This window comes from Pseudomonas sp. 10S5, from assembly GCF_035019745.1.
Lineage (GTDB): Bacteria > Pseudomonadota > Gammaproteobacteria > Pseudomonadales > Pseudomonadaceae > Aquipseudomonas.
In genome coordinates this window covers 64,311-88,097 of the sequence record NZ_JASJVL010000021.1, presented here as the reverse complement: position 1 = coordinate 88,097, position 23,787 = coordinate 64,311, and the positions used below count along the sequence as shown (strand labels likewise).

General features: G+C 52.9%; 27 protein-coding genes. All 27 read right to left on the bottom strand.

Going from position 1 to position 23,787, the window contains the following annotated elements; genetic code table 11:
- Nucleotides 1–2,519: Tn3 family transposase (locus tag QN378_RS20285; RefSeq protein WP_323567437.1), on the bottom strand; the 2,519-nt coding region annotated here is incomplete at its 3' end.
- A 245-nt stretch (nt 2,520–2,764) separates the two neighbouring features.
- A complete protein-coding gene (locus QN378_RS20280) occupies nt 2,765–2,947 on the bottom strand; it encodes a hypothetical protein (RefSeq protein ID WP_322207078.1) in 183 nt (60 codons plus the stop codon).
- A gap of 94 nt (nt 2,948–3,041) precedes the next feature.
- On the bottom strand, nt 3,042–3,257 hold the full coding sequence (locus tag QN378_RS20275; RefSeq protein ID WP_323551144.1) for a hypothetical protein: 216 nt from the start codon (nt 3,255–3,257) through the stop codon (nt 3,042–3,044).
- Nucleotides 3,258–3,270: 13 nt separating this feature from the next.
- A complete protein-coding gene (locus QN378_RS20270; protein ID WP_323567438.1) occupies nt 3,271–3,561 on the bottom strand; it encodes a hypothetical protein in 291 nt (96 codons plus the stop codon).
- 508 nt (nt 3,562–4,069) lie between these two features.
- Nucleotides 4,070–4,231: a hypothetical protein gene (locus QN378_RS20265; protein ID WP_323551153.1), complete on the bottom strand. Its 162-nt coding sequence runs from the start codon at nt 4,229–4,231 to the stop codon at nt 4,070–4,072.
- 19 nt (nt 4,232–4,250) lie between these two features.
- The gene (locus QN378_RS20260) at nt 4,251–4,682 is read right to left on the bottom strand and encodes a hypothetical protein (protein WP_323551152.1); all 432 of its coding nucleotides are present in this window, start codon (nt 4,680–4,682) and stop codon (nt 4,251–4,253) included.
- Nucleotides 4,683–4,692: 10 nt separating this feature from the next.
- Nucleotides 4,693–4,959, bottom strand: coding sequence for a hypothetical protein (locus QN378_RS20255; protein ID WP_132834105.1), 267 nt, complete (start codon nt 4,957–4,959; stop codon nt 4,693–4,695).
- Nucleotides 4,960–4,991: 32 nt separating this feature from the next.
- Complete coding sequence (locus tag QN378_RS20250) at nt 4,992–5,225, bottom strand: hypothetical protein (RefSeq protein ID WP_323551151.1); 234 nt, start codon at nt 5,223–5,225, stop codon at nt 4,992–4,994.
- Between the two features lie 82 nt (nt 5,226–5,307).
- Nucleotides 5,308–5,829: a hypothetical protein gene (locus QN378_RS20245; protein ID WP_323567439.1), complete on the bottom strand. Its 522-nt coding sequence runs from the start codon at nt 5,827–5,829 to the stop codon at nt 5,308–5,310.
- Between the two features lie 103 nt (nt 5,830–5,932).
- Nucleotides 5,933–6,271, bottom strand: coding sequence for a hypothetical protein (locus QN378_RS20240; RefSeq protein WP_323551162.1), 339 nt, complete (start codon nt 6,269–6,271; stop codon nt 5,933–5,935).
- A gap of 76 nt (nt 6,272–6,347) precedes the next feature.
- On the bottom strand, nt 6,348–6,611 hold the full coding sequence (locus QN378_RS20235; RefSeq protein ID WP_323551161.1) for a hypothetical protein: 264 nt from the start codon (nt 6,609–6,611) through the stop codon (nt 6,348–6,350).
- Between the two features lie 102 nt (nt 6,612–6,713).
- Nucleotides 6,714–7,061: a type II toxin-antitoxin system ChpB family toxin gene (locus QN378_RS20230; RefSeq protein WP_323567440.1), complete on the bottom strand. Its 348-nt coding sequence runs from the start codon at nt 7,059–7,061 to the stop codon at nt 6,714–6,716.
- Nucleotides 7,058–7,312, bottom strand: coding sequence for an AbrB/MazE/SpoVT family DNA-binding domain-containing protein (locus QN378_RS20225; RefSeq protein ID WP_323551134.1), 255 nt, complete (start codon nt 7,310–7,312; stop codon nt 7,058–7,060). The genes QN378_RS20230 and QN378_RS20225 overlap by 4 nt, the downstream gene beginning before the upstream one ends.
- Nucleotides 7,313–7,387: 75 nt before the next feature.
- Entirely contained in the window at nt 7,388–8,062 is a 675-nt protein-coding gene (locus QN378_RS20220) for a site-specific integrase (RefSeq protein WP_323551133.1), read from the bottom strand.
- A gap of 590 nt (nt 8,063–8,652) precedes the next feature.
- Entirely contained in the window at nt 8,653–10,632 is a 1,980-nt protein-coding gene (locus tag QN378_RS20215; RefSeq protein WP_323567441.1) for an acyltransferase family protein, read from the bottom strand.
- A gap of 471 nt (nt 10,633–11,103) precedes the next feature.
- A complete protein-coding gene (locus QN378_RS20210; RefSeq protein WP_323551149.1) occupies nt 11,104–11,244 on the bottom strand; it encodes a hypothetical protein in 141 nt (46 codons plus the stop codon).
- 245 nt (nt 11,245–11,489) lie between these two features.
- Entirely contained in the window at nt 11,490–12,812 is a 1,323-nt protein-coding gene (locus QN378_RS20205; RefSeq protein WP_416350650.1) for a replication initiation protein, read from the bottom strand.
- Nucleotides 12,813–13,042: 230 nt separating this feature from the next.
- Entirely contained in the window at nt 13,043–13,264 is a 222-nt protein-coding gene (locus QN378_RS20200) for a ribbon-helix-helix protein, CopG family (protein WP_322207012.1), read from the bottom strand.
- A 162-nt stretch (nt 13,265–13,426) separates the two neighbouring features.
- Nucleotides 13,427–13,726, bottom strand: coding sequence for a hypothetical protein (locus QN378_RS20195; protein WP_323551165.1), 300 nt, complete (start codon nt 13,724–13,726; stop codon nt 13,427–13,429).
- Between the two features lie 195 nt (nt 13,727–13,921).
- Nucleotides 13,922–16,243 (bottom strand): F-type conjugative transfer protein TrbC, encoded by a 2,322-nt coding sequence (gene trbC, locus QN378_RS20190; protein ID WP_322207014.1) that lies wholly within the window; start codon nt 16,241–16,243, stop codon nt 13,922–13,924.
- Nucleotides 16,230–17,321 (bottom strand): DsbC family protein, encoded by a 1,092-nt coding sequence (locus tag QN378_RS20185; RefSeq protein WP_323551111.1) that lies wholly within the window; start codon nt 17,319–17,321, stop codon nt 16,230–16,232. Before QN378_RS20185 ends, trbC begins: the two co-directional genes overlap by 14 nt.
- Before the next feature lie 128 nt (nt 17,322–17,449).
- Nucleotides 17,450–18,652, bottom strand: a complete 1,203-nt coding sequence (locus tag QN378_RS20180; protein ID WP_322207016.1) for a conjugal transfer protein — start codon at nt 18,650–18,652, stop codon at nt 17,450–17,452.
- 139 nt (nt 18,653–18,791) lie between these two features.
- Entirely contained in the window at nt 18,792–19,433 is a 642-nt protein-coding gene (gene excA / locus QN378_RS20175) for a plasmid IncI1-type surface exclusion protein ExcA (protein WP_416194851.1), read from the bottom strand.
- Between the two features lie 24 nt (nt 19,434–19,457).
- The gene (locus QN378_RS20170) at nt 19,458–19,673 is read right to left on the bottom strand and encodes a hypothetical protein (RefSeq protein WP_322207018.1); all 216 of its coding nucleotides are present in this window, start codon (nt 19,671–19,673) and stop codon (nt 19,458–19,460) included.
- Between the two features lie 110 nt (nt 19,674–19,783).
- Complete coding sequence (locus tag QN378_RS20165) at nt 19,784–21,925, bottom strand: DotA/TraY family protein (protein WP_323567443.1); 2,142 nt, start codon at nt 21,923–21,925, stop codon at nt 19,784–19,786.
- A 64-nt stretch (nt 21,926–21,989) separates the two neighbouring features.
- Nucleotides 21,990–22,583, bottom strand: coding sequence for a conjugal transfer protein TraX (gene traX / locus QN378_RS20160; RefSeq protein WP_323567444.1), 594 nt, complete (start codon nt 22,581–22,583; stop codon nt 21,990–21,992).
- Nucleotides 22,573–23,784 carry a conjugal transfer protein TraW gene (gene traW / locus QN378_RS20155; RefSeq protein WP_323551154.1) on the bottom strand — a complete coding sequence of 404 codons (1,212 nt, stop codon included), beginning with the start codon at nt 23,782–23,784 and terminating at the stop codon, nt 22,573–22,575. Before traW ends, traX begins: the two co-directional genes overlap by 11 nt.
- Nucleotides 23,785–23,787: the final 3 nt, after the last annotated feature.

Below are 23,787 nucleotides of genomic sequence, written 5' to 3'. Positions count from 1 at the left end.
CCGAGTTTACGCAGCAGCATTGGCGAGGATATTTTGCCGGCCTGAATCGACAGCGCCACCTGCATCAGATCCTGCCAGTGGGTCTCGATTTGGCTCCAGTCGACGGTATCAGTGAACAGGCTGTTGATGTGCTTGTACTTGGCCGAGCGTTCGGGCCGATACATGACCAAGTTGCGCCAGTTGCGGATGCGCGGCATTAGATTGATCCCCAGCAAATGGGTGAATGCAAACACTGTTGCAGACTGGCCTTGCGTGTCTGAATAAACCGTATCGACTTCAACACTATGATCCGCTTTCAGCAGACCCTCGATGACATAGATAGCCTCCCAGATACCGGGTGGGATGAAGTGCTGAAAGACGGCAATGTAGTTATTTGCCACATGCCGGTAGGCGACAGCGCCCATCTTGCGATAACGGAAATGGTAGCCGGCGAGCAAGTTTTCATCGTAGAAGTCGAATTGAGTCCCGTCGGCCGCGACCGCCTTGCCGTCACCCCAGAGTTTGGGCAGATCGAGCTGGAGATAGAGTTCGACCAACTCTCGGTTGGCCTTATCCAGCTTGTCGAGTGGCAGGTGCCGACGATTGGTGTAAGACAGCATGTGCGGGGTCACGTTACCCGCCAGGTGGCGAGCGGCCTGGTTCGGGCCTAAGTTGTACCCCATGGCGAAGATCGTCATCAGGTAGCGCTCGGCCGGCTCCTTCAGCTTGGGATCGCTCCCCGACATCGGTCCGAAATGGCGAGTGAACTGAATCCAGTGTTCGATGTTGGCCATGATGTCGAGCACATGCCTGGCAGGCATACGCTGAGTGATCGCCGCTTGTAGCGAGATCGCTGACGGCGGGATGTCACGGGCGACTACCCGGCGCAGCACCGGTTCTCCTGCCTCATTAATCGACACGTCGCCACGGCAATTGGGAAATTTGTCATCCAATTGCTGAGCGGTACTCTCAAGTTGCTCCTTCAAACGGGCAACGAACTCTTTGGCAGTACTCGGCAGGCCGACCTTTTCGCAGTACTCCGGCAGACGCGCTAGACACTCATCCCAAGGCAGTAACTGTTTGCGGTAGTCAGCAAACGACTCCGAGCCTAGTACACAGATATCGCCAGAGCGAAGTTCGCTGGCCAGATGGGAAAACACGCAGACTTCCAGGAAGCGCCGGTTGGTCGGTGGCCCTTCGCTGGCGGCGCGCCGGACGACTTTGATCCAGCGGTCCGAGGCAAACGACAAGTCCACATGCTCGTCGACCCACTCCCTATGCAGGTTCTCGTTGTCCTGGACCAACCGCAGAGCCTCGATCAGCGAGCGATCCTGGGTTGTTGGCTCCAGTTGCAGCAGGTGGCTCAGGCGGAACAGCAATGAACGATGGGACTTGAAGTGCTTCCAGAGTAGCGGCAGATAGTTACTGCCGCCCGTGGCCTGGACTTCAGCACAGGCCTCGCGAAGGTGATCAAGATTCCCTTCGGGAGACAGATACTCGCGAATCAGGCTGCCAGCTTCCTGATCACTTGGTTCTTGGCTGAGAATCTGAATCACACCATCCAAGGTGGCCACGAGCAACTCTAGTTTTTTGCGCTGACGTAGCTGGATTTGCTCCAACTCATCTTTGGCTCGTTTGTGGATGGTCGCGATTCGTTTGATGAACATCTCAGCAAGGTGATCACGTGCTCGTACACGCATGAGGTAGATCAGAGCCAGCATCAAGGTGTAGCGCTTTGGAAACGAATAATCCTTAAGTTCAGAAACATCCGCCTTCTCTGCTTGATTCGCAAAAAACCAGATTTTGGTATCAACGATTCCCTCAAAGATGGCATCGAGATCACCGAATCCCTCCAACCAACTTAAGTGGTCGATCAGTATCTCCAAGTGTTTGCGAGAGGGCTTCTTGGGGATCTGCTTCAGGGCATTGAAGTCACTTTGGCGACGCCCGAAATCTGTGTCTAGAAGCTCTTTGAGACGGTAGATCACATCAATCGGCGCTCTATCGACGACCCGATTGAAGATTTTATCTTGGAGAGCAACTTGGGCGTCTTCAGCCGCGTCATTGAGCGTCGAGTAGGCCGGGAGTTCGTAGCCACGCTCAAGCAGTTCGCCAATCAGAACATTGATGACGTCAACACGCTGATCAAGGACCACTACCGCTTCGTGGGCGGCTTCCGTCGCAATTCTCAGGGCATCGCTCCCATAAAACGGGGTGATCTGTAGATATTGGCGGATAGCTGTTTGATGCCGGTACAGGGTTCGGGGATTCGCATAACGAGGAACTATGCGCACCCCGTAACTCAGGCAAGACCTGACATGATTGACGATGTCAGCTGGAATCTCGTCGAGAGCGGGGAAGTAATGCAGCTGTTGGAATGCTTTAAGTAGAACGGCTAACCCAATGGTAAGAGCAGGGCTTTTAGCCGTTCTAGAAAGCCATTCGAGCTCCGATTCTGAGAGCGAGTAACTCTGATGAAGCTCTTTCGACGACAGATTCGCCGGCAGCTTCGGATAGGCTGTCCGCTCCAGAGAGGCCATGGAGTTTGTCCCTCAAGAAAAAGCAAAACCCTCAGCATAGCCGGCTAACCTGGAACGAGGACGGGCAACACAGAATAATAATTAAACTGTATACACATCATAAGGTTGCAGAGCGAATGTCCTAATTTTCCTTTATCTCGGCATAACCCCCTGGAGGGCCTTCGGAGCACGACCGGCACAACCATTCCGTGGTCAAGGGCTCTGACGGCGGGGCTTTGGGTGTACCTAGTGTTACCTTTCCGTGATCAGTTTGTCCGTGGTGGAATAACCTGGAACGCCATACCCTTGCTCATGGTGCAGGCATCTTTGATCAACCACAAAATCTGGTCGTCGGTCATGTTGGGCATCAGCTGAATGACGCCTTGGCCAGCAGCAAAACTCACCGCCACCACCTCCTTAAAGTCGATCTCTTCGTATTCAGTGCTCATCACTCGTTCCTTTTCGCGGACGCAAAAGTAGCGTCTCTCTAATGGCTCAGCCCAACGTTCGACGGCTGGGCTTGGAGTGTTTCTCGGGATTTTCCTACCCTTGAAGAGTTAAAACACTTTTGTTGTTTGGCGAGGCCCAAACTAAGCCAAGCTGCCTATGGCGGCGCAAGCAGTAAGTAACACGAACCTTGTTTTTGCTCGTACCATTAGCTACTTCAACGGTGAACTGCTCTCCCGGTTGAGCCATGCGTTGCCCCTTAGAAGGGCCATCGATGACTAGTAATTTTACGTCAACGTCACGTTCGAACATTACGATGAATTTCCTACCGGTTAGCCTGGTCATCAGCGAGCCAGCATTTAGAGCCATCCTCGGCAAGGCAAAGGAGATCTTCAGATAAAAGCCCATTCTCTACCCATGCGTTACCGGCCTCATTGGCCTGCGCATCTAATGCGGAAAACTCGCTGCTATCGATCAATCCCTCGTCACGCAGGGCCAACAGATAGCCATATGCAACGTCATAAGCGCGCTGCATCGTGTGCGTGTTCTCTGCATTAGTAATCAGATCGATTTGACGCTGTACCCGACTCATGGTGAGGCTAGGCTGTTCGCTCATTTTGAATTTCCTATACCTTTTTCCTCAGAAAGCGGCTCTGGTGCGCCGAGCTTGGCTGAATCCCGTCAGCCGAATCTAGAGCAGCGTATTCAAGGCTCAACCACTCGTCCAAGGACCAAGGCGATAGTCCTTCCATTTCGGCGGTAGCTTGCAACCGCCTATAAGCTTCTCTGTCTAACGGGTCATAATCAGCAAGGCAAATGTCGATCTTGCCCCCCCAGGTCTTAGCTGCGCTTCCGTAGCGAAGCATCGCCGCAAATGCTACGCACATTGCCAAACCTGAAGGCCAGCCGTTACCCAAGGCCCATACAGCGAGACCGTTGACAGCCGTTGCAAAAACCAGCGCAAATATCATGCGCGGTCCGGGAAAAGGGCGTGCAAAGAAGAATCGTGCGCAATGTCGTATCCGGACTAACTGCTTTCGGCGCTTAGCTGTGTCGGGGGCCTGTCCCGACTGCGTAGGGCTCTGAACTAGTCGTAGCTTCATGGTGCATTCTTTTCCTTGGGTTCAGTAACCGAGCCAGCGAAGCACATCTCGGGTCTTGTACTCGGTGTGGTCGCCTAGCTCGACGAACAGTTCAGACGGATCGAGCGAGTGCTTCCGGCATTCACGTTCAGCGTTCACACGGGTCACCATCGTTTCCTCATCCATCGCTTCATCGAGGGTCATTGTTTTTTCCGTTAACTGATCACTGTTCGCTTTGAGGGTCGAGCATCTGGCATTCAGAAACGTGATAGGCAAACTCGCCGGTCTGTGTTCCTTCCAGTGTCAACTCAAAAAGAGTGGGCCACTCTTTGCACAAAGGGTTGCCACAGGAAACACAATCCGTTGGCTCTCCGCGTCCTACCGAAATTTGATAAACGCCGTTGTACCCGTCTGGATCTTCGTCTTCCAAACGCACCAGGTCTCCGGACTTACGACGCTTGCAGGAAAGCGAGTGCAGCATGCGACTGGTGGTGTTACGCACCAGATCCGCAACCGCTTCGGCTGGCATGCTGAACAGCGCATGTTGCAAAGCCAGCTCCAATAACGATGCTGGGCTGAAGACCTGGGCAGCGGAGGTATACGGTCCTTCAACAACCACTTTGGCCTCAAACTTTGTGTAGCTCGAATCATTCATAGCTGTTTTCCTACACGTCTTGAATGAGATTGCGCAGGCGCTCCAGCACAGCGCGAGCGAACTCCGGCGCGGCTGCTTTTGCGTCCTCGATGCTGGCAAATCCGCTGCCGATGTGGCCCAAGTAATCCAACTCGAAAGCCCCTGCATCATCGGTGATGGCCATCATTTCCTGACCCGCAAAACGAGCAACCTGCATCACCTCCGGGCTATCTCCCCACCAGACCTGTTGCGACCGATTCAGCGGGAACACGTCTCCCTCTCTCACTTTGATTTGCATGCTGGGTTCCCTTAACTCGGTATGGGTAGTCATCAGCCGCGCGAAGAATCTTCGGCGTCCAATGCAGCCTCTTCGTCAGCCTCATCGAGACGTGCGGCCAGATCCTGAGCAAACGCGGTAAGACGCTCACCTTCAGCAGCCATCAACGACAGCGCTTCACGGATAGCCGCCTGGGCCAGCATGTCGCCAGAGGTGTAGCCTTCGTTTTCTAGTGATTCGCGCACGTCGGCGTAGGCATCGCGTTGCTTTCGGGTGGTGACTGGCATTCTGGGGTTCCTATGGTTCGTTACTCGTTCTACTGCCTCGGCCCAACACATGGCTGGGCTTGGGCGGTACCGCGATTTTCCCTTATCCCATTAGGTTGGCGAACTGACCTTCATATTTGAAGTTGACCAAGGCATGCAAATCGCGCTTTTCGCTGTCGTTGCATTTGGCTTTGGAGTCCTCGTAGTAATAGAGGGCGCTCGATTTCAGGTCACCAACAATGTCCACCCACGACACGTCATACCAGCCCCGCTCCTCTCCCGGATCGGCGTTGTACTGAGCCTTCAATTGAAAGCGACTCGTAGCCTCCCACTTGAACGCGCCTGTGCTGGTTTCAAATTGGTAAAGGAGCCCAAGCTTTGCACTGAGATTTTGCAGTGCTTCTTGCGGGGTTGCCCCTGTTGCAGACGGGAACAGCGGGTTCTCGCCGAGAAACGCCATTGCTTCAGTCGCTTCAAAGTCGCCACCGTCAAGCATGTCGAACAGAAAATCGGTCGCCGAGCGATGGGCGACAATCGCTCGGAAGCCTCCGCCATAACGTTGATCTTCCACGCCTAAATGGTCTTGAGTTGCCTCAAGGTACTTGTTCAGTGCATCCAATTCCATGTCGTTTCCCTGCTCAATTATGAGAGCCGAAAGTGCCCTGCTTTTACTGCCTTAGCCCCATGTTTGAAGGCGGGGCTTGGGGTGTGGCTGGGCGACTTATCCCTCACTTCATGCCAAGGGCGCTTCGAATTGCCGCCTTAGCCTCGTACTGACCGGTCTCGTAACGTTCTGAGCACATGTGATCCATTGCGTGGCGAACCAACTCTGGCAACGGATAAACCTTCACTGGCTGATCTGGAACGCCATGGTTGTGGACGATTTCCCATCCACCACTGAACACGGTGCCGTAACCATATGCCTTGCCGTGACCAAGCTCTGCGCCTACCGGCAGTTCAGAAAGCGGGCATTCAACATAATCGGCAGTGCAGCACGCAGCCGCTGCCGAGAAGGATGCGAAAGACTCTTTACAACCGCCGCAGCGGTAAACCGGCTGAATACTCATATCCTTTCCTTTCATCACTAGATGTTGTGTTCGATCAGCTGGTCTGCGACACCAGATATAGTGTCGAGGTCCTTTCCTACGCAGCCGCGTGTTCAGCGGCGACGGTGCAGTGATCCAGGGAAACAGCACCCGAAACATCCTCTACCATGATGACCGGCTCGCAGCACATCACGAATGCCTTGCCACAGGTTTTGGTCTGGATCGTTTCACCCGAGCCAAGCCGTTCTTCGTAAGTCACGGTAATGCCTTCCTGGTGCGTGGCATTCCAGTCGTAGCACTGCACCTTGGCGGCGGCTTCCTGCTCGCGCAGGGTCATGTTTTTACGTTTAGGTAGCGGCATGTCTCAGTCCTTCGATTTGGTGAACGCCAAAATGGCATCCTCTCTACGGCCTCGGCCCAGCGCGATGGCTGGGCGTGTGGTGTAACTGGGCGTTTTCCTCTGCTACTCAATCAGTACTTGAATGCGAGCCAGTACGTCGTCCATTACCACCTCGGGGACCGATTCCACGCGCTTGCCGCCTCGGGCTTCAAGGTCAACGGTGCGGATTTGATTGCACAGCACCACGCCTTGCGTCTCGGTGCCTGAACCGCTCAGTGGCACGGCAAAACCGGCGTAACGGGCAAAGTCACCGCCTTGAGTGATGGGCGCAATCAGGACCAAGCCCGAGACGTTAAAGGCCGAAGGCGAAATGATCAGCGCCGGACGAAAATCGCCTTGCTGCTCACGTCCAGCGGTGGGGTTCAGATTCAGACGCAAAATGTCGCCACGGTTGAATTTTGCCCGCCTCACGCTTCACGCCCTACGGCTGACATGGCATCCCAAGCGGCCATGTCGGCAGGCTCCGGGGCGGTCAAATCGCACTGCGCCATCAGCTCGGCCAGCGCGTAATGCGGCTTGGCTTTCGCAGGCTTGAGAGTCATTACCTCGGCGGACACATCGAGTTTCAGTACATCGCCGCTGACCAGATTCATCATCTTAAGCACGGTTGCCGGCAGGCGTATCGCCGCACTATTGCCCCACTGTTGAACTTTGACATCCATAAGCACCTCCTAAAAGTAGTCTCATTGTAGATACGTAAATAGTAAATGACAAGCATATATGTATAAACATAGTATCTACAATGCAACTTCAAAAGCTCGCCGTATAGTTGCCAGATCTACCGTGAGGTAAGGCTTGCTGTGGTCAAGATCGGCGTGGCCTAGGATCATCTGCACTGTTTCTACGTCGCCGGTCGCGGCCAGCACCTTCGCCGCCAGCGAGCGACGCCCGCTGTGCGAAGAACCCTGCTTTATCCCAGCTTGCCGGTAAAGCCTAGTAATAGCCTGTTGCAGCGAATCACACGCCCTGTATACCTCTGGCCCGCTATCCAACTGACGATGTTTGAACGCAAGTTCGAAGGCTTGCCCTTTGTGGCTCAGAACAAGCTTCGATCCTGGGCGCATGCCTCGATACCCATTGGCGCCGGTGTAACCCCAACGGCGAGCCATACGTACCTCAAACCAGCGCTCAAGGGCTTGAAGGCATTTCGGGTGCGTGAGGTAAATATTCCGGGCGCGACAGCCCTTCGTGATGGACGACGACAGATACACCTCTGGTCGTACCGCTCCGCTTGGGTAAAGCACGTCTGAGATTTCGACCTGGGCGAGTTCGGTGACACGAATACCAGTCGTGTGCGTGACCCATAGCAGCATCACATCACGCTCAGGATTTCGCCCGGTAACTGATGCAACGCGAATGAGGTGTTTGAATTGACCAGGGCGAAGGGATGTTGCGCGACGAATATCGGTCATAGGGCTCTCTGTCAGGATTAAACGCGGATCGAGGTCGATCCTGAGAGAGTTGGTGGTAGGCCTCCAGCGAAGCCTAACATCAATGTTTTCGGCATGTTCACGGAAAGTAGGTTGCCGCACAATGCTTACACACCGTCTGCATGATGAAACGAAAGGTGAAGAACCACCTGATGTCCCAGAAGCTTAAGCACCTTGACCACCGCTGCACTAGGAATGGATCCGGGCGGAATCACAGCGTCTTTTTGCCAGAAATCACCACGAATGCGTTAAAATCAGCCCTCTTAAATGGCCTCACTAGTCGGACTGAAAGATATACGCTCGTTGACGATAACCGCATGCAATAAGATTGAAAGGGTGTACGTTCTTCTCAACTGATTCATATAGGCACACCATCGTCATAACGGGCGTGAAGTGGCGTCATTGGGACTGACTAAGCCCCATTAAGGGGCTTGGTGGGGCAGAGCGCTTTCTAAGGCTTGCCGCGCTGCGCGCTACAGCACCGGCTACCTGATTAATGATTGCCACAGGGCTGTTTGCAATATCTGTAGGGCTTCTAACCCCTAGAAACACCGCCAGTCCTAACTGGTAGGCTAATGATGGTTCAAGATGAGTGGATTTTGGAATTTCTTTAAGTACATTTCGCCAAAATGGAAAGACGCAAAATCGGTTATGTGGCCAACATCACGATAGACTGGAACACCTCCAATATCTGTCATACACGAACCGCTGACGCATTGAACATCTTTCGGATCCACAATTACCAACGACGGGTATTTATCCTTAAGAGTAACAAAAAGACGGCTAAACCAATCAGAACTATCGCCATTCCATTGCTCGAATTGACATTCACCGGGTTTAAGGTCACGACGTAACTTTATATGGCTATAAAAACATTCCATAAACTGAGTGGGCATGACGTATGTTGCTTTAATTATAATGGGGGTGGCGCCGGAATCAATTATAATGTTGAGCGCTTTCTCGAAAGCTTTTTCGATTCTAGCGCGCGACAATTCAACCGAGCGAGTATCACCGACCTCATTAATAACATTATCCGCCTCGTAATTACTCCACATCTGACCGATGAGAACAAATTTATAGTGATTCTGTTTGATCAGATCGTAATATTTTTTTACATTATCATGGCACTCAGAATACACAGTGTTTTTGAAATTCCACCAGTCGAATAGATAAATTTCAGGTAATGCAAGGCATGACGACGTGCCTTGAGTCAATACAGATATTTCGGCGTTTTTAGCAAGAATATCGACTAAACCCCAATATTGATTGGAAAATGAATCACCTATTAAAATTGAATTAGTTTGAGCGGTGGTATCACCAACAATACATTTTTTATCGGCGCCGTTTGAATTAAACCCTAGACACGACTGCCTTTCTGGAGCTTCTTCACTTTTTAAAGCTCGGGTAATCTTGGCTAATTCACTACCGAATCGTATAGGCATACCATCAAGCTTCAATGCGATTGTGAAAAGCCCTGAAAACAAAACCGCAGGCAGCACAAATAACATAAGCGCTGTCTTTTTAAACGAAAGTCTGACTTTTCTGAAACGCTTTTCAACTGCGTAGTAGGAAAGCAGAGACAGCAAAAAAACAATTGCGAATGAAATGCACATGGAAGATACAGTAGGTTGTATGTCCATATAGTGACCTACAGCGAATACCGGCCAGTGCCACAGATACAATGAGTATGAAATAGTCCCAATAAAGACCAGGGGTTTGAGTGACAGCAGCTGAGTAGCCCAGTTTTGGCGACCACCACCAATGTACAAAAGGGCCGCCGTAGCCGTACACACAAGCACCGCATGGTAATCGGGGTAACTCAACAAAATATTGCTGAGCATTGCACAATAGAGGATAGCTGCTACAGATAACCCGCCAAGTAGGGAAGACGTATATCTTCCTAGGTTTACCTGCCCGGCGATAGCTGTGGTGGCACAGACGCCCAACAGAAACTCAAAAATACGAACAGAGAAAAAGTAATATCCTTTGCTAGGGTAGTTTTTGGTTAGCCAAACTCCTACTATCAACGCGGAAACGGTTAAGACGAGCACAATTATCTTTATAATGCTACTGGGTATATAACGATGCATGAGCCATAAGCATGGCGGCATCAGTAGATACCATTGCCATTCAATAGACAGGGACCATGTATGAAGTAACAATAATTGGCCAGTGTCAGGCACAGCATAACCAGTCGTCGTGCGTTCAAAAAATTGATTTGAGGTTAGTAGAGCTGTGTATTTGGCGCTCTTGACAAAATCAATAAAATCCAGCGGGAGATACAAAACAGTGGCAATGCCAAAGGTCGCAAAAAGTAATACCACAATCGCCGGCTGCAGACGCCATAACCTTCTTGCATAAAACTCGGAAAACTTAAAATTGCCAAGTTTTAATGAATGAAAAATTATTGTTGATATTAGATACCCAGATATCACGAAGAAAATATCAACACCGATAAATCCGGATGGAAACCAAGTTATTCCTCCATGGAAAAGTAGAACCATTAACACAGCAATCGCTCGCAATCCATCTATATCAGCACGGTACTTCACTTAATATATCCCCAATATTCGCTAAAAACCCAACCGGGCCAATGTCTGCAACCTGATTCAAAAAAATAAATTGTGCTTTGGTCTGTTATTCCTGCATATCAATCGTCGATCCGGCCGGGATTGGTAGATCACCAACAACAGCCTTCGCGGCAATTGCTTCTACAGGACGGTCCCCCTGAGAAATCGGAATGGTAAAAGTGGCTAATGGGCCTCCTGAAAAGGTACAGATAGGCCCACTCCGCAGATAATCGGATCGGACTACTAATCGACCCGATCGTACCGTACCGCACCGTTGTCATAGACCGTCAGATTAAATTGGCGATTGAGCAATACTTCGTCCTCGATCCCCATGCAGCTTTCAACAGATGCAGTGGCCAACGCAAACTCGATAACAGCTTGGTCAATTGCTTTTTCACTGCTGCCGGCCTTGACCGCCTTAACCAGTGCTGCCCCAAAACCGGTGATAGCAGCTTAAGCGAACTCAAGGCCTTTCTCCATGAGTAAGGGCTTCCGATCGGCAACCAATTTGAGGATGTATTCACCGGGCAAATCACGGGATCCTTCAAACCATGGTTTATCAGCACTGTCCAACAGTTGAATCTCGCAACGCATGGGGTATTCCTTAGTAAGTCATATTCAAAGCCTATTCTATGGAAGCTTTAAGATCAGACGCAAACCTTATAAAACTTAGTGTTAAAGCACGCTCCACGTTGAAATCTGGCAGGTTGGCGAAGCCCAACTCCACCACTTTTGGAAGAGAATAATATCTATGACGCTGTCTTTGTTTCTCATGCCTGAATCCCTCCACGATGCCCAACTCCCAAGCCCCCGGCCGCATCACCTATCACAGCCGAGCACTATGAAGAATCTTCACTTTCAGAACCAACACAGCCAAGATCAAGAACGGCCGCGTTGCGGGCTGTTACCTGATGTACACCATTCGTAACATCCATAGCCTTCCTTACAGGGGCAGCGGGATGGTTGCGTTCGCGTCCACGATCGGCGGTGCCGGCGAAGGTCTTGGGTTGAAGTTTGAGGGCCTGTGCTGCTCCTGGAGCTGCGCTCAGGATGCCAATAGTCTGTGGCCAGGAGACTTCTTTCAGGACGTGGCTATAGTTAGCCACCGTTTGCCGAGAGACACGCGCAACCTCGGCAATCGCTGCTTGTGTCAGCTTTTCGCCTCGCTCCTGGAGGCCTCTGCACGCGGCGCGGATCTTTGATTCGGTGGCTTTGTGACGAAGCTCATGCGTGCGCTTGGCTGCAAGGCTCTGCCGCTCGGCTAGGGGCAAGGATTTGTCGAGTTCCATTGCCCCTCGGCAGCAATTAGTGCTCCCGTAATAGCGCGTCCACGACCATCGGGCCACGGATTTAACCGTGGCCCTGAGCGATGACTGCATCAGGTCATCGCTAAAGCCGTTTCGCGCAAATTTGTTGTGGTTATGTGCAAATGCTTCCAGACGCCGCATGAAAGAAGCGAACGAGCCCTGTTCACGTTCTCGGTTGACGATGCTGTATGCAAAGTAGCGCAGTTGCTCAAATAAAATGCAGTGTCTGGAGTGGGGGAGGTCGTCTAACTGAGGGCCTTTGTTCCAGGGTGTAACTTCCAGATCCACGTAGTCGGCTAGTTCACCCAGCTCGTAAACGTGATTGTGTAGCTCTGTAGTCGACCACCACGGATGCCCTGGAGTCTTGGCGACAGGACCGCTGTTGTACTCCGTGTCCGCGTCGAGGCGGATCGCAAAGGCAGCGTAGACCGCCTTCATGTATTGGATGGGTTTGTCTCTAGCGTTTTCAGTCGTACAGACCGATGGAATCGCGTAGTAGAGGTGTGAGTGGCCGTTGTTCCTATTGCGAACAGTTAGATTTGGTGGGGGAAGCCTTGCGTCGTCCCACGCAAGCGAGTTCGTGTGGTCAAGGTCAAATATGAGCCACGACACCATCCCGGGGCGATTGATCTGCATGTAGGGATAGCGGAGCGCATATTCGCGAGGGCGAACAAGCGTAGCGGTCTTGTTATCGCTGCAGCGTGCGAGATAAGGGGCCTCAAGGACAATGCGGTTTAAGGCCGTGCCATCCTCAAAGAATCTTTCTGAAGGCGAATATGTGCTTGCTTTGGGCTTGTCACGATGGCTGTTGTCCTGCCAGACATGCAGGCCATGTGCATTTGAGGTTGATTCCATTTCCACGCCTTGCGGCGGAAAACTAATTATGTTGACATTTTGCGACTTGCAGGAAGCCGCAGTGCGCGCCATAATCAGCTCACCAATTGATGTGTTGAGCAGGTTTTCACCGTCGAAAGAGAAAGACCTGTTCATGATTTTCCAAAAAGCCCGGTTACCAGCCGGGCTTTTTGGTTTCTGCGATTCTATATTTACACGATTGAATTCTCAGTTGGTTGGCGGCAAATCAGTCAATGCTTTTCATCGTTGCCTTTAGCTGCAGAACCTTTCAGATCGAGGCGGAACTGAGGGTGTTTTACGCCCTCGTCCACCTCATTCAAAAATTTCAAAACCGCGTCGCGAATGGTTTTCGACACCGTAGTGCCCTCCGCACGCATCGCAGCATCGAAACGCCTTTTTGCTCGCTCTTCCAGCTTGAAGCTGACGACGGAGATTTTCGATTCGGAGGTCATAGGTCGATACCATGGTAATACGGTAATACTCGTCTGGCTGAGATTAGAAGTTCTACGGTAGTACGTCAAGCTTGGCCAAGGTGGTAAATCTTAGCCTGTGTAGGAATTAGCTTGAGAAGTTCACCGTATTAAACCGTCGGATCGTCGATCACCTTCCGCGAACTAGGCGATTTCATGGATCCAGGCCTTGGCACTGCCATACAGTTTGAGAGCGATGTCTTGCTTGCTGGCGGTTATTCGTACGTTCTGGAAGTTCGCTTTCTGGGAAAAAATTGCCATCGTTGCCGCCGTGAGGGCCTGCTGATAACTCGCAAAACTCACCATAAAGGCTTGGCTCTCAACCTCGTAATGCAGACAACACGCCCCGGAGTAATCTGGGCGTACGAAGCAATAGGCTTTGCGAGAGCCATAGATCGGCGGCGACTCACCCACGCAACGCTTAAAGGACAAAACGGCACTCATCGAAAACTCCACGATTCTTCGGTGAGAATCTTTAGTGACGTACAGGGAGAAGTAACTCGATAGCGTGGCTATCAAGTGGACTTGAACGGTTGAGTACGAATTATTATGTCGGTAGAGGCATTGGCTTCGCGTATGCAAACCCCCTAAGCACTCAAGGCGCCTGCAGAGCGCGCAACGGGCCGTTAGGCAGCAGTGCTAATCCCATAAGTCGGGCGGCGGCTGCAACCCGTCATTGATTTGCAACGGGCCTGACAGTTCGTGCTCGGTAGGTAGCTTTACCATCCGAGGTGACCTAGGTGCTTGAGGCGAAACATATGCCTGCGGTGCTCCAGTAGCTTCTCGCATCATAGGCGCCTGGCTAGGCGCAACATGTTGCATCCGGTAGCCGTCCAGACGCTTTCGACCCACCGTCAATACTTGCGCCACGCGGGTCTGCGCTCGATAGCCTCGGCCTCGTGCCGGCATGTGCTGCAGTGCGGTCTGCCAAAGCAGGGTACTGCGTACCGCCGCATTGGGACGCCGGCTCCAGATGTAGTGCCATTCCTGTCCCAGATCATTCAACGTGACCAACAACGGATCTGTCAGGACCACGTTAACCAAATCGGCGCGTCCTGGTTCTGCGTCAAGATGTCGAAGTATCTGCTGAACTCGCTCAGCCCGTGGGTAACTGCGCTGCACCTTAAGAGGGGCACAGGCCAACAAGTCATCGAGCTCGGCCGGTTGCACCTCGATGAAGCGGTTAATCCGCATAACCTCGCTGGAGAGCTTGTCGACATCAGTTATGTACAGGGAACTGCCGCGAATTACTTGCCCTCTGAACAAGGTGATATTTTCGCCTTCCTGCAGCTGTTGCACCTCTTCTACGCTGACTTTCTTATGCTCACGCAGGTTGAGCTGGCCAGACTCTTCCCAGCCCCCCCCCATCACACCCGCCTGGCGCACCATACCGCTCATTTCCGGTAAGTATTCAGTGCCTGCCATCAACTGCAAGATCTCTAGAGTATCCTTAGGGTCCATGATCTTGCCGGTGATACGGGTGCCCATGTTGGCAATCAGGGTCCAGACCTTATCGCCGGCGGCGGATTTGAGACGCTGCGCCTCTTGGCCGGCTAATAACAGGCAGTAACCCAGTGATCGCACCTGAGTGGCTAACTCACCCAATTTCTCGGTGTAAACAGCACCCACTTCATCGCAGATCCACAGGAACGGAAACCGGTCTTTGTATTTGCGAATAACCATGATGTCTTCGGGCTTGCCTTCAAGCTTTTCACCCAGATCTTGACTCAGGATCATCGCCAGTTGCGATACGTACAGCCGACCCAATGTGGCCGCCTCGGTTGATGAAATCTCCAGGGCTGGAATCAGAATCGCCAGAATTCGATCGTTGTGCACCACATCTTTGAGGTCAATGTCGCCGGCATCCCGCGCAAAAACATGGCCGTATGTGTCGTTGAACAAGGCCAGCATGCGGGTGAACTGTTGGATCAAGTAACCGTGCTGGTTCAAAGCTTCCGGAGCCCACTCTGACGGTGAGTCCACTTTGGCCAAGTCGAAGCCTGCGAGGGTGCCGAGGTAGTTTTGCAGCGGCAAACGCGCCTCTTCGTGCCACTGTTGCTCTACCGACTGGATATAGAGTTGGGCAATGGCTCGTAACGGCAAGTGCGCCTGGATCGTGCGCTGTGACATCACCGTTCCTTCACGGCGGCACTTGTAGACCAAGCCGAATATCAATGCCTGGCACATGGCTCGTGCCTTCTCTTGCCACCCACCGTCGTTACCGGCCGGGGGCAGCATAGAATCCATCAGGTTGATGATGTAGGTCTCTTCGGCAATACCGAAGGCATTAATTGTGTTGGTCTGGCCTCGGTTCTTGGTGTCTTCCAGCAGCTCCTGCGCCCGGGAACGACCACCGGTGATGAAGTTCATATACCGAATATCGTCTTCGCGGCCAAAACGTCGCGCCAGAGAGGCGATCGCCAAGGCCACGTCGTTTTGAGCTTTAGCGTCCGAATAAATTAGGCCCTTTCCATAACCAAGCTGGCCAAGTACGTATCCCAGCAGAGCCTCAGTTTTCCCTGCGCCGGTAGTGCCAAACATCAGGATGTGACGTGTCATGTCATCCATCGACAGCCACAGCTCACGTCCTGCGTCCCGGCCGCGCAGGTACCCCATGTACAGAATGCCAGCAGCCTTGCTCATCACCGTATTCATCGTCGTGATAGGTAAAACTCCGAACAACTTACCTGGCACCTGGCGCTGCGTGGACGGGTCCAAGCTGTCCATATCGGAGGGCATACGCATCGGCATCTGCCAACCCTCCAGCAACATTGATGGCGCCCATATCAACATGGTAGGAAGGCTTAGCCACAGACTGATGGGATAGATAATACCGCCCGCCCCCGCCGCCACCAGTCCCAACGCCAGACTTCCCGGGCCCATAGCCCACTCGCTCAATGCAGAGTGGTAAATCCGCCGATTCACCCGTGCCCGGTCTACGGCATAGTCATTCTGGCGCATGAGGAACCTCCACACTGCCGAGGAATGCTTGCAGCTTGACCGGATCACGCAGCAGAGCTTGCGAGACGTAACGGCCGTCATCGGCAATTACCCAAGGTGTGCCGGGAATGCGGTAAGTCTGGTAAGCCACTTCGTTGATACCTAGAGCTTTGTTAGCCACGTCGCACTCACCTGGCTTACCGCCGGCTTCGGCCGCACCTTCATCTGACGCAGACTTCTCTCGACCCAAGCTCAAACCATCATGGCCAGGGTCAAACAACGCTGACCAAGCCGCCTTGCGCTGTTCAGGCGGTAAGCACAGCACTGGTGTAATGGCGGCAATCGACTGTTCCTTGCCAATAACTGAAACAGGGAACACCACTACGTTGAACGCGCTGGAAGCAGCCAGCAGCGACGACTCCAGGCGTTGACAATTGGGGCAACTTGGATCTGCAAAAACGAACAAGGTACGTGCATGGCCGCTGGAGTAATCCACCGTAAACAACTTACGTTCTGCCGCTTTGTGCAGTTTCTCCGGCAAAGTAGCTCGAATTGAAGCCGGTAACGTCCAGCCATTGTCTGCCGGTGCGACCGCAGCCGGCACCATTGATGAAACAGCCTGAACAGGATTAGTTTGAGCGTGCAGTAACTTCGAATTAACCGGTGTAGGTAGCGCGGCGGAAGCGCTCAATTCCGGTTCGCTCACCCGAACACTCGGGTCACCGGCACTCGAACCCCCTCCCCAGTGGCCTACGGCCGCGCCAATCGAGAACAGCAACATCGCCGCTACCGCCGGCGCAGTGGGATGCAACGATTTCGTTAGGTGCCAGATTTTTCTAGTGTGCTTGTGATGGTGCAGCTGAACGGCCTGCAACTCGGCGAGCAGGTCCTTTGCATCTTCACCACTAACGGTGTCAAGGGTAAATTCTTGGCCCAGGGAATCACGACAAACTACATGGCCGCGACCCAGGTAGAACGATGGCTTATGGCGCATGTCAAGCACGCACAATGTACGTTTAGCGTTGTCTTTTGCCTGCGTGGCAACCAACAGATTGCCCTGAATAAGTACCGAAAACTGCGAGTGAGAGACAGAGGTCATTGGATTTCCCTAAATGGGTAAAAAGCAGGCACACCTTGGCCACGTACTCGCGGGCGTCGGAGTGGCAGGTGCTTGTTGTGCGTGGTTAGGCGGGGCGGTTTAAGGCTTGTAGTCAGAGGCAGACCGACTCATGCACCTTCGTTATCCAAAGGCGCTTCTACCGCGTAGATAGCTGTCATTACCGGCTCTATAACGATCAAGCGGCGTCTGGCAGCTGCAATTTCACGCGGGAATACCAATCCAATACTTTCCAACTCGGTCTGCAGTCCTTCGATGGCCTTCTTTACCAACAACCCCGGGCGCGGCAGCCCTAGATTTTGAGCTTTGCTTTCTGCCCGCGCCTGGGCCAATACGCCAGAACCTTCGACAAACACCTTCGCGGTGTCAGCGCTGTGTAAGGCATACCAAAGGGTGCGGTCGACGCCTTTTAGCCACCGAAATTTCGCTGATGGCAACCGCAAATCTCGACCGTACAACCCAGCCATGGCCGTGTGCACATAACCGTGGACTTGTAACCATTCACCGACGCCTGAAGCAACTTCTAAGCGCGCAAAAATCTTGTCGGCTAATGAGTAGATCGGTAGGAAATCGCGCTGCTTGCGACGCAGGAGCCCTTTAACCAGGCAGGATCGGTTCAAATCATCGAGCAACTTTAAGGCCGCCTTGCGATCGTTTAAAAACACTTGCGCGCCAAACACAGCAAACAAGGCACGCTCGTAGGGAGCCCAGCCCTTAAGGCCATCATGAGGGGGGCCTTTTATTTGCGCCTCAAACACGACTCGCGCCGCCTCCCGATTAAGCACTTGGCGGCGAATAAGGTTGTGTTGCTCGGCAAACTCTTCAGGTTTCAGTCCCCAAGCATTTTCGGGGGAGGTGTCATTCATAAGGCCGTCCCCACCTGATCCCGCTAAAACCGGGATGACTGAAGGGGCAAACGCGCTCACCAGACCTGGCAGCGAATGGATGTTCACCAGCCGTTTACTGCGAAACGGCAACATCGGATGCTGAGCCAGGCTAAAACTGCTGAACACTACCAATGGGGCCAAGAACAGCATCAGAATGGTCGACGTTTGATTCATCACATCCAACCACTCAGAAAACGTGGTGTCTTTTGCATGATTAGCGAGACTGGCCAGCAGGTTGATTTTCCCACCAACCCACATGTGGATGAATGGAAAATCCACCATCATCCATAGCCAATAAAGCATCCAGCTGGTCCAATAAACAAAGGAGTCGAAGAAGAGCCAGCACAGAAGCACCACTGCACAAAGCGCCAGGAGCAGGTGCGCCTGTTCGCTCTCCCACGAAGCTTGTGAAGGTTTGTTTTGCATATTTAGTCCCACAAAAAGAACACCGACCAGAAGGTCGGTGTCGGAAGGCAAAGCGCGTCGGGAAAGATCAGAACGATAGAAGCCAACTGCGTGGTTAGCGATCGGCTATTGTTCTGCTGCTATCAGAAGAATGGAGCACTCAAGCGAAGCGTGGAATCTGGATCTGATGATCCCGCTCCAGTTTCGCCAATCGATTGCCCACATAACTGGCAAATGGGTGCGGCGTGGTGCGGCGATTGAATTCCATCGCGCCCAAGGAATCGTACCAACGCTGTGCCCAAGGGGTGGCGATTTCAATACGCGGCAACTGAGGTAATTTGGTATAGATACGCAGCATCTTGCCTTCCACCTCACGGTTGATCCAGTCGTCCATGGTCAGAGGCACCACGTCCACTTCGCCCTTGCGGATCTTATGCACGTACAAAATCGTACCGTTGTTGATATCGATGCCGAGGTACTTGCCATCCCCCTCGTGATACATCTCGTAGGTCGCATCCGGGTTGAAGTATTCCGCGCTCCGAAGCGAGGTAGTAATGCTCTTGAGCAACCGTCGGCGACTGAAAATGCCATAGACAAACACAGCTACCGGTATCAAAACACCTACCCAAACGAGCAGAGAGAACAGAGGCAGACCTGCAATTTTTGCTTCAGCTCTCGGCGAGTGGAGTGCGTAAAGCGTTACCACTCCGATAAACAACAGGAATGGGAGAGTGAACAAATAAACCATTTTAGCGAGCCAGAACCACCCTTCTTTGGCCGTTTTTAGACGTTGCACCATGATCTCATCCTCGAAGACTGAAGTGTTTCAAGCTTGTGGGTCAGCTAGACATTCAAGAGCAAACTGCACCCGATAATCAGCTACTCGGTACAGCGGTTCAGACTCATCACGCAAGTAATTGTTAAAGCCGGTCCGGGTCATGCCAAGCAAACGAGCAGCTTGACTTCGGCTTACCCCAGCTTGTTCTAGCAACCCACGTAAATAGCGTGGATCAGGATTGTGGTGGGAAGCGTCAGGCTTCATCAGTTGTCGCTCTTACTGTAGTGGCACATTAGCACTCAACGCAGTATAGCTGTCAACAATGTTAACAGCTATACCGGTGATCGGTGATCTAGTTTAAGCCTCTTGTTAGATCATTGAATCCCATCACCTCCGCCAGCACCCGGATTTCTTGATTGATTTTTGATGCTAGGCATACGCCCAGCTCCGGCACCCGCTGAGCCAAACATACCTTTCATGCTATCCACCATTCCGCCCATCAAGTTGGCTCCTTCACGTCCACCCAGGAACGAAATGACGTAATCCGCCAGGGAGGCCTGCAGACCAAACAACCGTGTGACGCCAAAGGTCGAGATGCGCGCATAGATCATTAGCCAGCCAATCATTTTGAACAGGCCAACAAGCGAATCCGCGTTGGCATTGGCCAATGCCGAAGGAAATAGGAGGTTGAGTATTGTGCCGCCTGCATCGACCGCCACCGACGCAAAGAAGAATCCCAGCACCATCAACGGAGGTCGCAGCATCATGTCGATAAGAAAGATGTAGCCGTAGGCACTTCGGCTGCCCTTGTCTTCTTCGGCACCAAGGTGAGTGGCAGCCCACATCGGGCCGGCCGCACAGCCCACTAATACACTGACAATCCAGTTGAATACCCCCACCATCCAGAAGAGGAATGGCACGGCCGGCAGAAACACGGCCAGTGAAAAACCGATGGCCATCAACGCAAACATTACGAAGTAGAACAGCGGAGCCATGGCACTCATAACGTCCTTGACCACTGCTCCAGTATCCACCGCAAAGATGTGCGACGCCCAACCCACCCCAGAGTTACTGGCAATAGACGCCACTGCCCAGGTGCCTGCATACGCGGCCATCAGGATCTCGGTGGTGCCTAGGGTGGCATCACCAATCTCCTGCATTTTGATCAGCGGATTCACTTGATCGGAAAAGTCAGCATCCGTGCCTAGTTTTCCTGTTGCAATCAAGCTTGTTAACCACTGCATCGGAGACTTGAATACACTCACAAATACTGCATTCGGATTTGCCGCCGTGGCCGCGGCACCATCGTCCTTAGCTGTTTGTGTCCCCAGCGGCGCAGTGTAGGGACTGTTTTGGACCTGCGATCGATAGGCAGCAAACACCTGGTTATACAGGTCGCTGGTACCCAGCTCACCAGAACCACTCAGGCCCGTGACAATAGGGGTTGCGTTGGCGACATCATTTGTTTTGCTATTGGCAGTGGCAAAGGTGTGGTACCAACTGCCCAGGGCCACCCAACCACTGCTTTTGATTTGGCTGGAAAGTTGGCTCTGCAGTGTGTCCTTAAAATCGATCTTGTTCAGCGCCTGGTTCACCGTGTCTTCGTACGCGGCCGCGGCATTCTGTATCTGGGTTTCTGCGTCCTGGAAGCTTCCCGTATCCTGATCACGCTTGCTCAAGTAGGTACTTACAAAAGCTTTGGCCGATTGATCCAGAGTGGCCTGCATTGTATCCAGTGCTTGCTTTTGTGCAGTGACCACGCCATCGGTGTCCACCTGGCTGTCAAACATGAGGTTCCACACGCCGCTGCGCCCCGAGTTCGGGGTTTTAGCCGAACCGCAGACAGCGCTGCCGTTACCAGTGCTGTAATCGCCGTGACTACCTTTGGTGCTCATCATTGGAGTGTTGGCCACCCCATCGGCATACAGCGATTGCAGCTCGCTGTTGACTGCGTATTTGCACAGGTTCATCTCAAAAATGCCCCGGGCAGCTGATCGAGTAGCCGGCGCGGTTGGCTGGGTGACCATTGAGTACCCGCTGCTCATCATGTCCACGGCGGTATCGGTCAGCAAATTGGCGCTGCCAATCCCCATTACCGACGCGGCCCAAAGCATGATCAGTTGTGAGATCGACCAGCCTGATCCAGTCGGGACCAGACAGATGAAGCCGGCAAACGTCATGATGGGGTACAGCGCGGACCGGCCACCGTTGAAGACCTGGCCTTGGTGACCTGACTTCACAACGGTTTTAACGGTGATGGTCAAGAACCAAAACATTGCAACTGCGCTCAAAACGCCATTAATCGTGGCAAACAAGGCTCCGATCAGCGTCTGTTTCGATGGTGCAAACGGGTGAATTACCACGTCGCCAAAAATCATCACTAGCGCTTGGCGGGATAGGTCGTTGTTCTTCTGGGCGGCTGCACTGATGGTCTGATAAGTAACACTGTCGGCCAACACCGGCAGGGAAAAGACCAACAGTAAACCGACCCACCAAAATCGTTTGATGAGTTTCATAGCGTTTTCCAGTGTTATGCCGGACCGCGAATGGGGCCGCACAAATAGAGCAGAGAAGTAGGACTTATCGGATCAAGCCGATCGTTAGCACTTGAAGAAACCAGCGGTTTTCAGTCAAAAAATCTTTGAAGGTGCCGTGTTCTTCTTCATTGACGCGCTGCGCATCGAGCTGCCACAAGCGGTAGGTAGCGACCAAGGTTTTTACAAAACCAATCCCGCCCAACGCTACTAGGACCAGAGTCGTTACCAATGCGCGTATCAAGGTCCCGGAGGGCAGGTTGAACTTGGTGGCCATCACCATCATCAGCAGCAAAATCGACAAGATGCCGGGCACAGCCATCAGGAACCACCATGCAGCACGGATGCGCTTGAAAGAGATTCTTAGCTGTTCGATGGGCTTACCGGCACGCTGCACTGCCTGTGCCCAACTAAGCAATTCCCGAACTGCCGTTGAAGGGGTCACGATTTCGCGCAACAGCTTCATCCTGTCTAACGTCGGCACTACTCCTTTGCGGTAGATCACCATAAGGTCTGAAAAAGGGTTGATCAGTGAAAGGCCAATCTGCCCGGCGCGGCGCAATGACGTCACAGATTTTTTTTCGTGCCCGTCGACGGCATCGCCTCCTGCGGTTGGCGAATTACTCGGGTCAATTTGCATTTGCGCTCACCCCTGAACTCATTTTGCTGGCAAGCTCTTGCAACTGCGGAACATATTTAGCATCCGCCGCCAAAGCCAACTGTTGGCCGGCAATGATGCTGGCCTGACGCTGTTCATTTTTACTGCTAAGTTGCAGCCAGTTGCTCAGGCTCTGCACCCGTATCAATTCCCGGATCAGGTTGTCACCGTCCATTTGCTGCAAGTCAGTCTCATACGCTGTATTGGCATAACGTCGACCCACTTCAAACGCTTCAAATTCCCTTTCGCTCATCACCCCAGTGCGCTGCGCTTCAGAGCTGGCAGTCGCAGTAAAATATTGGGCGGCCGAGGGACTTTGTAAAGCCTCTGCCAGGGCGTCATGCGTAGCCGGATTAGCTTGACTTGCCGCAACAATATCGAGTTGAGGCTGTGCAGCTGCGCTTTGAATCGCTTTATATTGCGTCATCAATCCCTGATATTCGCGTCCGGTAGCCGACTGAATCTCACCTTTTCCTGGCACCCGTCCTCCGTCATGACGCGCAGAGTTCTTCATATAAGCCATCCCCGCATCCACCTGGGCCTGATTGAATGTCAGATCTGGAGCTTTACCAACAGCTCCGGCACCGTCCAACAGCGAGCGCAACTCGATATCCCCGCCTGGTAGGTCTGAAACCCCCGGGCACAAGTCAGTACCGCCGTACTGCGTTGCCTCGCTTGATGTGCAGTAGGCCGCGTGCATTGCAGCGCTACGATATCCACCTTGGCGCGGTGCTACGGATAGTGAAGCAACGGTATTACGCACCACTGCGCTGCTAACGCCTTGCCCGCCAGCAAGGAGCGAAGCCCCTGCCCGGCTAGTTCTGCCCACGGCTGCTGCCACGCCGGAAGCCGACTCGCTGCAGATACTATCCGCTACGGTGAAACTTCCCCGGGCACGCTCCAAACGCTCGGTTTCACGGCCAAAAATATCCGCTTCACGCTGTGCCCTCGAAGCCTCAGTAGTAGCACTCACCTGCTTGTCGCTGGCCTGTACGATCGCAGTACCAATCTGTGTGTCAGTGGACAGGATTTCAGCCAGTGTGGCTTGGAGTGTCGTCAAAGCAGGCATTACCTCCGTGGTGATAGGCACACTTGCGTCCACAGTCACCGGAATTACAGCCCACACCGACTGACTCCCCAGCAGACTGACGGCCAGCACTGTCGCCGTATAACGTCGCTTCATGAT